Genomic DNA, 9,554 nt, shown 5'->3' with positions numbered 1-9,554 from the left:
GGTCAACCATCCGGTTCGATAAAGGGGCCGGGGCGGCCGTTCCGATGATTCGGCATGGCGGAAGGATCCGTTGTTCGGATTGTGATCGATCTTGTAGGGGAATGTGATGTGGAATTTGAGGCTCTGATGGGGTCTCGAGAAGCGGCGGTTCACAACTCGAAGATACCTGAAATCGGTGCTTGAGAAACCGTTGGAATTTCAACGTTCTTCATAGTTGCGACGTAGGGTATCTTCGATTTGTGTACCGCCGCGAAAAAGCACCTCAATATCAGCGGTAACAAAAGCGCTCGCAACCCATCACAAACGCACAGAAGTGCATTATGGGGTGCGCTCTCCTGATGGCGGGGCCGTTGACACCGTCGGGGACTAGGCTGGAATCATGACGAATTCCGAGAACGAGCCGCAGATCGACGGCGTGGGGGCACAGCCGGACGACGCGGGAACGCGGCTCGATACCGTGAGCGACGGTATTGCGAGCAACGACGCGCAACTGGCCGCGAACGAGAATGCATCTGTAAACGGGGATGAATCGGCGGCCAAACACGAGCGCTTCGCTCAGGAGGACTGGTTCGACCACGCATTGTCGTCGCCGCGCGCGGAGTGGGGCAATGGCACCGCGGCCACAGGCGCCGGCGACGGCGCGGATTCTGACAAAGCAAGCAATGCCGGCAGTGCGGGGAATACAGACGGGCATAGTGCGAACGCACGCCATGCGAGCATATATGGCTCGGGTGAGTCTTCTTCCTTCTCCGCTTCGGATGCGACTGTTCGACCGGATCATTCGACCCAGCCGACTCAGGAGCAGCAGCTCGGGTCGGATTCGCCGTCGCAGACCATGCCCTCGGCGGATTCGTTGTCGCATTCCTTCGCCTCGCAGCCGGCCGCGGCAGCTTCGGGATCATCGTCGTCTGCAGGTGCTCCCGCCATGTCTCCCGGCACCTATCCGGGGTACGACCAGTCTTCCACCCAGCCGTTCGGCCAGCCCTCTGCACAGCCGTCCCCGGTGGCCCAGCCGGCTCCCGCGCCTTCTCCGGCCTCCCCGAACGACGTGCAACAGGCCGGATTCTACGATCGCAAGGGCAATCTGATCCTGCCCGACAACCCGGCTCCCACCGTTCCCATGTATTCTCCGACTTCTTCGGCCGTTCCCACCGTGCCGACCGCGACCCAGTCGCCGACCCAGACCTCGTCTGCTCCAAACCCGCAGCCGACCTATGGAAGCCCGTCCTATACTCCGACCCCGGCTGCTTCGGCACAGAACCTGCCGAATCCCGCGGGCCAATCCCAGGCGGGCCAGCAGCCGTCGACCTCGCAATCGCAGCCTGGGCCGTACGGCCAGTATGGCCGGCAGCCGTATGCGTCTTCACAGCAGTCGTGGCCATTCCAGTCTGGTTACGCGCAGCCTTCACAGCCTGCGCAGCCCACCAACCCGTATCCGTCGGCGTCCGCGCAGTCGGCTGCGTCGGTCCAGTCTGTGTCGGCTCAGCCCACGGCAGCTCAGCCAACGCCATCTCAGCCGGCTTCCGGCCAACCTGCTCCTGTCCAAACCACACAGCCCGCCGCGTCTGCCCAACCGGCTCCCACCCAGTCTGCCCAGTCTGCCGCGCCGGCGCAGCCCGCGCAGTCGCAATCCCCGCGATCTCCCTACCAGCCGCTGCCGAACTCCGCGCCCTACGCGTATGCGCCGCAGAACCAGCAGCCTCCCCGTCAGCCGTATGCCACGCCACAGCCGTATGGCCCCCAGCCATACACCGCGCCGCAGAACCGGAACCCGTACACGCCGGCTCCGTTCCCAGCCCAGCCGCCGACCCAGACCCCGTATGCGAGTCCCTATCCTCAGCAGCAGCCCAAGAGCCACACGGGCGTGATCATCGCCGTGATCGTGGTGGCGGTGATTGCGCTGATCGCGGCGGTCCTGTTCTTCATTGGAGCGATATTCGGCTCGATCGATTCCATGATGAACGACCCGTACGGTTTCGACTCCGGCGACAGCCCGTACGGCTACGACGACAGTGGATCCACGCCGGACGACAACATTCAGGCGTCGATCAGGTCCGCGTATGAGCGGATGGATGGCGTATTGAACGCATAGGGGGATGAGAACCCTCCCTCAGTCCGACTGCGTCGTCCAGCTCCCTCCCTTGGAGGGAGCACGAAGGGGTGCGGCCTAGAGGACTCGCTTGGGCGTCCCTCGTATAGCGCACCGCAACCGAGCGCGTACGCATCGTGGAATCGGACGCCAAATCTGTCTCACAGTGCGAGAACATCTGCTCTTTACAGCGCCAAATGGACGTTTCGACGTCGATTTTCGTCCATTTGGCGCTGTAAAGAGCAGAATTCGGGTATTTGGTGCCCCCAATGCCAATCCGCGCCAGCCCGCGCCATGCCACGCAGCCGGCTGCTACGCCGCGACGATCGTGGGCCAGATCAGGTTCGTCATGCGCTCCGGCCATCCGTCGTCGATCGCGCCGGCCAGCGCCTCGCAGGCGATCATCGAACCGAGGATCGTGCCGAACAGGAACTTCGCGTCGATGCCCGACCGGAACAGCCCGGCCTGCACACCCCGATCGAAGAACGATTCGAGCGTCTGTTCCTCCGGCGCGATCGCCTGCTTCACGAGCGGCTGGAAGAACGCTTCCTCCGACGAGAGGATGATGCCCACGGCCTTTACGCCGATGCCACTGACGAACCGCTCCACCATCTTGCGCATCATGAGCTCCAGATTGTCGCGCGTGGGTTCCAGATCGGCAAGTTCGGGCGACGACGACACTTCCAGTGTGCTCATCTTGCTGAGCAGGTCGGAGGTGTTCTCGTAACGGCGGTAGATCGTGGTCTTGGCCACGCCGCTGCGTCGTGCGATCTCCTCGATCGAGATGCCGCCGATGCCCTTGGTCATGGCGATCTCGAGCGTCGCCTGCATGATCTTGCGATCTGTTTCCTTTCGCGTCTTCTCTCCGCGTTGCGATGTCATCGTACCCTCCTGTTGTCACTCGCAACTCACGTATCTTTGTTTATTTTTTCGTTGAACTAAACCGTTGGTCGTTGCCGCACGCCTACAGCAGCTTGGTGCTCTCCACCTGCGCCACGTACCACGTGTTGAACTTCACGAGCGGTTTACGCAGCACCAGGCCGAGCAGCAGCGTCGGCACGATGAACAGCAGCAGCGCGCCGATCGCCCTCCAGTAGTCGTTGTCGTAGATGCCGAACATGGACGCGCGGATGGCGTTGATCGTGTGCGTGGCGGGCAGGAACGGGCTGATCGTGGTGAAGATGTCCGGCATCACGACCAGCGGGTATGCGCCGCCCGATCCGGAGATCTGCAGCACCAGGAACAGTACGCCGATCGCCTTGCCCACATTGCCGAACGACACGACGAGCGTGTAGATCATGAAGATGAACACGAGTCCGCTCAGCCATCCGGTGAGCATGTACAGGAACGGATGCTCGCACTGCACGCGCAGGAACAGCAGATTGCCAAGGAACAGACAGGTGGTCTGCATGAGCGAGATCAGTGCGAAGATGCCGAATCGTCCCAGATACATCTGATACGGCTTCACCTCGCCGGTCTTGGCCTTCCGGTTGGGTTTCTTCCCCTTACCGGTTTTCGCAGCCGCCGCGGATTCCGTCCGGCCTGTGGATTCCGGATTCTCGCCGGACCGCACGCCCCCGCCACGCACTCCGCCACGCACGCCGCCGCGGGCCAGCCCCACACGGATCCGCCGCGACACCGCCGTCTTCAGCGTGACCGCCATGAGCAGCGATCCCACCCACAGCGGCAGCGTGGTGTAGAACGGGCTGAGCGCCGAACCGAAGTTCTCCGCCTTGAACACCGCGTGACGCGTGACGCCCACGGGCGCGGCGATGTAGTCGGCCAGCTGCTCGGCGTCCGTTCCCAGCGCCTGCTTGATCATCTCGGTGTCGCCGCTGGACAGTGCGCTGCCGAGCGAGTCGTGCACGGTGCGCAGCTTGTCCGACGCGTCGGTGAGATCCTTGGCCACGTCGGTGAGCATGGTGCGCATGTTGCCCAGCTGCTTGGATGCCGATCCGCTTGCGCCCGACAGGTCCTTGACCGCGCTTTCCAGCTGGGTCGCGCCGCCGCTCAACGTCTGCGCGGCGTTGGCCACGGTGCCGGCGATCGAGTTGATCTGCGGCTTGAGATTGGTGTCGTAGTCGGTCTTCAGCGATGCGACGTCGTTCTTCGCCTGAGTGGCGAGCGCCTTGATCTCGTCGCGCTCCTGCTGCGCCGAGCTGTTGCCGGATTCGATCTTGCCGGCCGCGTCGTTGAGCTTGTCGCGCAGCCCCTGCTGCAATGCGATCACACTGTTGAGCTGGCCGATCACGGCGTCGGTCTGACGGGTGACGGTGTCGATCACGTCCTGCCCGATCTGCGTGCTCGGCTGCGTGGCGGCGATGTCGCTGCGGAACTGGCCCAGATCCTTGACGATCAGCTGGTATTCGGCGATCTGCTTGTCGATGCTCGTGGCTTCGTCGCGCAGTGATTTGGCGCTGTCGGCGGCCTGCGTGTTGACCGAGTCGAATACCGTGTCCACACCGCTGGCCACGGCCCCGTAGCTGTTCGCCGAGCTCTTCAGCGCCTTCGACAGGGATGAGGCGGAGTCCTTCAGCGCGTCGGTGATCGTGCCGCCGGCCGCCTTGGTGCTTCCCACCGCGTCCTTGGCGTCGTTCGCCGCGCCTGCCGCCTGCGTGAGCAGTTTCGACGAGTTGTTGATCAGCGACTGCGCGGAATCGGTGAGCGACGAGTATGTGGTGAGCATGGTCGACGCGTCGGCCATCTGATCGGAGAGCTTGCCGATGTGGTCGTTCACGTTGCCGAGCCGGCTCTGCACGTCCGCGTCGTCAAGATAGTCCGACAGCGACGAGACGATGTTGAGCGCCACGTCGCTGAGCGTGCTGGCGAACATGTTGTTGATCTGTGCGGCCACCTGGTCGGCGCCCTGACCGGTCACCTTGGGGGCGAGTGCGTTCTTCTTCTCGTTCGTGTAGTACGTGAGCTTTGCGTGCTTCACGTCGGAGTCGAAGAACGTCATCATGTCCTTGCTGAACGACTTGGGGATCACTACGGACGCGTAGTATTTGCCGGATTTCACGCCGTCCACGGCGTCGTCCTTGGTGGTGATCGTCCAGTCGAGCTGGTCGTTGGCGCGCAGCGCGTTGAGCACCTGATCGCCCACGTTGACCTTCAGCGGCACCAGATCGCTCTTGTATCCGTCGTCCACGCTGGCCACGGCGAACTTGAGGTTCTTCGTGTTGCTGAACGGATCCCAGCTGGCTACCACGTTGAACCAGGTGAACAGCGAGGGGATCGCCACCAGGCCGATCACGATGATGATCGACACCACGTTGCTGGTGATGCGCTTGACGTCGCCGATGAACAGTCGCCAGATCTGCCTCATGATTGCCTCCTTCTCCTGATTCCTAGTTCGCCGAATTCGTGTGGGTGTCGTTGCCGGATGTGCCATCGCCCGCCGCCGGGCCGGATGTCGTACCGGATGCCGCACCACCGCCGTGCCTGCCGCCGCCGGCCGCCGTGCGCACCGGACGAACCGGCAGACCGAACGACGGCAGCGGAATCGTCTTCAGATACTTGCGCATGGAGAACAGGTCGCGGATCTCGTCATCGCTCATCGCGCCGAGCCGCATCTGCCGTTCGATGTTGTCGCGAATGTATTCGATGGCGATCAGGAAGCCGATGATGATCAGCACCCACGTCACCCATGCGCCCAGCATCACGGCCTTGCGACTGGTGTCCTCGAACGCGGGGTTGAGCGAGAACAGCAGCGTGAGCGCGAACGGCACCACGAATCCGGCGATCAGGCCGCCGAGCTTGAGCCGCGGATAATGGTGTGCGAACCGCATCGCGCGACGGTGCACTCCGGTGCGGTAGCCGGCGTGATCGGCCATGGCGCGCATGGCCTGCGAGAAGCGGTACGTGCGGAACGGCACTTCGGCCTGCTCGCCGATGATGATGTCGCTTTCCTCGATCTCCTTGGCGAACAGTCGGTTGAGGTTCGTCAGGTACGGGCGCAGCACGAGGCCCAGAATGAAGCTCGCCGCCACGAACAGCAGCAGGTGGCCCACCGCGTTCGCGTACAGTCCGTCGTAGAAGCCGCCGATCGTCTCGCGGATCGCGTCGATGCTGTACGTGAACGGGAAGAACGGGTAGAGCCTGCGGAAGAATCCGGGCATCATCTCGATCGGATACAGGCCGGACGCGCCGGGGATCTGCACGATCACCAGCACCACGCACAGCGCCTTGCCCACGTGCTGGAACGTGACCGACAGCGCGTACGTGATACTCAGATACGTGAGCGACGTGATCACGCCGGTGCCGATGAACGCGGGCACGTTCGCCGCCTGCACGCCGATGATCAGGTCTCCCACGCAGCACACGATCGCCTGCAGCACGGCCAGGATCGCCAGCAGCAGCCAGCGGCCCATGTACGCCTGACGCACGGTGAGGCCGGCGATGCCCTCGTCGTCCACCTCGAGCTTGACGATCACCATGAGCACGAACGCGCCCACCCACAGCGACAGGTCGGTGAACAGCGGCGCCATGCCCGAACCGTACGAGTTGATCGGGTAGAGCGTGGTGGTCTTCAGCGTGGTGGGGGAGAACATGAAGTCGGAGATCTTCTCCGCGTCGAGCTTGCCGCCGGACGTGATTTTGCTCCACGCGTCGGAATCGACGAGCGCGTTCACGTCGGTGCGCACGGTGTCCACGTCGTCGCGCAGCGTCTTGATGCCGGCGTCGGTCTGGTCGAGCGCCTTGCCGGTGGCGTCGAGCGTGGACGACAGCTGGTCGAGGATCGTATCGGTCTGGTCGAGCAGATTCGACTGGCTGGTGATGCCTCCCGCGAGGTTGCCGGTCACGCCGGCCAGCTGCGTGAGGCCAGAGTTGATCTGCGGGATCGTGGTGCCGGTAAGCGTGCCGCGATAGTCGTTCACGTTGTTCAGCGTGTTCTGCACGGTCGTGTCGAGCGTGTCGGTCGCGCCGGCCACGGTGTTGGCCGTGTTCACGGTGTCGGTGTTGATCGTGTCCAGATTGTTCAGCGTCTGGGCGAGCGACTGGTTGCGCTGCTTGAGTCCGGCGCTGCCGGTCTTGCCGTTGACGATCTCGTTGAGTCGTGTGCGCAGCTGCGAGTCGGCGGGCAGCGTGTTGATGACCGATTCGAGCGAGCTGATCGTCTGCGCGTTCTGGTCGGTGATCGACTTGCCGGTCTCGATGGCGCCCGCCACCGTGCCGCTGGCCGTGGTGATGGTTCCCGCCACCTTGCCCACCGACACGTTCGCCTTCGACGACGTGGTCGAGATCAGCGACGATCCCTTGTCGAGCGTGCCCGACGCGTTCGCCGCGAACGTGTTGATCGAGTCGCCGGTGCTGGTGAGCAGCGACGACGTCTGCTTGAGCCCGTCGGTGAGCAGTCCGGTCTGCGTCTCCACGTCGGCGAGCGTGGACTTGGCATTCTGCGCCTTGGCCTTCGCCTTGTCCACCGTGTCGTGGAGGTCCTTGATCGAGTTGCGTGCGGTATCGAGCTTGTCCACCGTGCTGTCGAGCGAGCCGGACGCGTCGGTCTGCGCCTGCGTGATCTTCTGGGACGCGTCGTCGAGCTTGCCGTTGAGCTGCGAGACGATCACCTGACTCGCCGTCGACACGAACGTGTTGTTGATCGTCGTGTCAAGCGTGGTGGAGCCGACGTCGGTGATCTTGGGAGCCACCGCGTTCGCCTTCTCGTTGACGTAATACTGCAGTTTCGGCTGCTGGAAATCGCCGGACAGCAGCGTGGCCAGATCCTTGCTGAAGTCCTTGGGAATCACGAACGCTGCGTAGCTCTTGCCCGAACGCACCTCGTCCAGCGCCTGTTCTCGGCTCACGTAATGCCAGCCGAGCTGGGTGTTGCTTTTCATGGCCTGGACGATCTGATCGCCCAGATTGAGCTTGCCGAGCAGATCGTTCGTCGTGCCCTTGTCCTCGTTGGCGACGGCCACCTGAATCTTGCTGGTGTTGCCGTACGGGTCCCAGAAGCCGTAGATGTTGACCCATGCGTACAGCGATGGGATGACGACCAGGCCCACGCAGATCACCCATGCCGCCGGCACCTTGGCCAGGCGCAGCAGATCGCGTTTCACCAGCCGGAGAACATTCCTCATAACAACCCCTCGTCATGTTCGGTCGGTCATCCCGTCAAATTCCAAACCACTACGTTTACCGTAGCACTACGACATCCGTAGCGCTATGCGGTCGTTGTTGATTGTGGGGCCTTGGTTGGTGCCTGACCCCTCCCTTGGTGTGTATCCCTCCCTCAGGCCGACACGAGGTCGGCCAGCTCCCTCCCACGGAGGGAGCACACGCTCAACATCCTCGTGCTCCCTCCGAGGGAGGGAGCTGGCCGGCGCAGCCGGACTGAGGGAGGGAAGAACCGAGGGAGGGAAGAACAGTCACAAGTCCCGCAGCGCGCCCATCATGTCCCCCATAATGCGAACACCTCATTCCCCCGAACTATCCCATGCGCTTGCTCTCCGCACTACACTGGGAACAAGCATCGGCCGGCGGTCGCGAGCGCGGGCGGCCGACCGGATCAAACCGAAGGGGGCTGAACATGACGGTGTACCACGCAGGGGACTATCGCAAGCATTCACGTCGTGGAGGTCAACGCGGCAACGGCGGACGCAACAACCGCAACGGACTCGACCGCAACGGGCGAGTCTCCCTCGGACCGTGGAATCCGCTGTGCGCCATCGCCGGCGTTCTCGCCGTGCTTGCCGGCTGCGTCACCGCGGCCCGTGCCATCGCCCCCGCGCGTATGCCCGAAGCACTCGCCAACATTCCCGTCAATACGCTGATCATTCTCACCGTCGCGCTCTCCGTGGTCACTCTGATCCTGGTGATCGTGGCACGGCTGCGTGCGCGCCGTGCCGGTGTGGGACATGGCATCGCCAGCACGTGGGGCATCATCGCCCTGGTGCTGGCCCTCATGCTCGCCGGATGCGGATGGGCCGCGAACACGCTGTTCCCGGAAGGCGTGGTGGAGGAGAAGGTCGCCGACGCCGCGCCCACGTCGACGCCGACGGCCATGCAGAAGGATGTGGACAACGCATTCGGCACGTGCACGAGCGGATGGCAGGGCATGGATGCCAGCTCGTATCCCGGCGTCACGTCGATCCAGATGTGCACTGATACGCGCGTGGTGTATGCCGTGTTCGACAATTCGTCGTCCGTGGGCATCTACAAGGCGCCGATCGCATCCAAGGCAAGCGAGGTGCTCGCCCAGTATCAGGATCAGGCCGGCAGCGCGCAGTACGCCATGCTCACCGGCAAGCAGTGGATTCTCGTGGGCGAGCGTTCCGGCATCGAGAACCTGCAGAAGACCTGGGGCGGCACCATCAGCAACATCAACTAACCAGCACCCGTCTTCCAGCGTTCTCCCTCCTTGGGAGGGAGATGTCACGACAATGTCGTGACAGAGGGAGGGATCCCGTACCCCCAGAACGGGTCATAAACGTGCCGGCGGCCCGACAGCTCCCCTCACAAAGAG

At 63.4% G+C, this 9,554-nt stretch carries 5 protein-coding genes; 2 read left to right on the top strand and 3 right to left on the bottom strand.

The genetic code is table 11. The features are described from left to right. The first annotated feature begins 379 nt into the window (after nt 1-379). Nucleotides 380-2,092 (top strand): hypothetical protein, encoded by a 1,713-nt coding sequence (locus tag Tam10B_RS12910; protein WP_143248552.1) that lies wholly within the window; start codon nt 380-382, stop codon nt 2,090-2,092. A gap of 309 nt (nt 2,093-2,401) precedes the next feature. Here Tam10B_RS12910 and Tam10B_RS05505 read toward each other — a convergent pair whose 3' ends face one another. The 3 genes from Tam10B_RS05505 to Tam10B_RS05495 form a co-directional block, all read right to left on the bottom strand. Further along, on the bottom strand, nt 2,402-2,971 hold the full coding sequence (locus Tam10B_RS05505; protein WP_093960262.1) for a TetR/AcrR family transcriptional regulator: 570 nt from the start codon (nt 2,969-2,971) through the stop codon (nt 2,402-2,404). Between the two features lie 82 nt (nt 2,972-3,053). Continuing rightward, complete coding sequence (locus tag Tam10B_RS05500; RefSeq protein ID WP_158214137.1) at nt 3,054-5,414, bottom strand: YhgE/Pip domain-containing protein; 2,361 nt, start codon at nt 5,412-5,414, stop codon at nt 3,054-3,056. Between the two features lie 22 nt (nt 5,415-5,436). Next, on the bottom strand, nt 5,437-8,169 hold the full coding sequence (locus tag Tam10B_RS05495) for a YhgE/Pip domain-containing protein (protein ID WP_093960260.1): 2,733 nt from the start codon (nt 8,167-8,169) through the stop codon (nt 5,437-5,439). Nucleotides 8,170-8,618: 449 nt separating this feature from the next. On the opposite strand from Tam10B_RS05495, the gene Tam10B_RS05490 reads away from it, so the two are divergent. Then, a complete protein-coding gene (locus Tam10B_RS05490; protein ID WP_093960259.1) occupies nt 8,619-9,419 on the top strand; it encodes a hypothetical protein in 801 nt (266 codons plus the stop codon). Nucleotides 9,420-9,554: the final 135 nt, after the last annotated feature.

Origin of the sequence: Bifidobacterium vansinderenii (assembly GCF_002234915.1) — a bacterium.
GTDB classification, from domain to species: domain Bacteria; phylum Actinomycetota; class Actinomycetes; order Actinomycetales; family Bifidobacteriaceae; genus Galliscardovia; species Galliscardovia vansinderenii.
The sequence above is the reverse complement of the archived record's forward strand: the minus strand, read 5'-3'. Positions and strand labels throughout refer to the sequence as shown.

Coding starts and splice junctions, on each gene's coding strand:
- Tam10B_RS05490 (WP_093960259.1), top strand. CDS start 8,619: ATGACGGTGTACCACGCAGGGGACTATCGCAAGCATTCACGTCGTGGA.
- Tam10B_RS05505 (WP_093960262.1), bottom strand. CDS start 2,971: ATGACATCGCAACGCGGAGAGAAGACGCGAAAGGAAACAGATCGCAAG.
- Tam10B_RS12910 (WP_143248552.1), top strand. CDS start 380: ATGACGAATTCCGAGAACGAGCCGCAGATCGACGGCGTGGGGGCACAG.
- Tam10B_RS05495 (WP_093960260.1), bottom strand. CDS start 8,169: ATGAGGAATGTTCTCCGGCTGGTGAAACGCGATCTGCTGCGCCTGGCC.
- Tam10B_RS05500 (WP_158214137.1), bottom strand. CDS start 5,414: ATGAGGCAGATCTGGCGACTGTTCATCGGCGACGTCAAGCGCATCACC.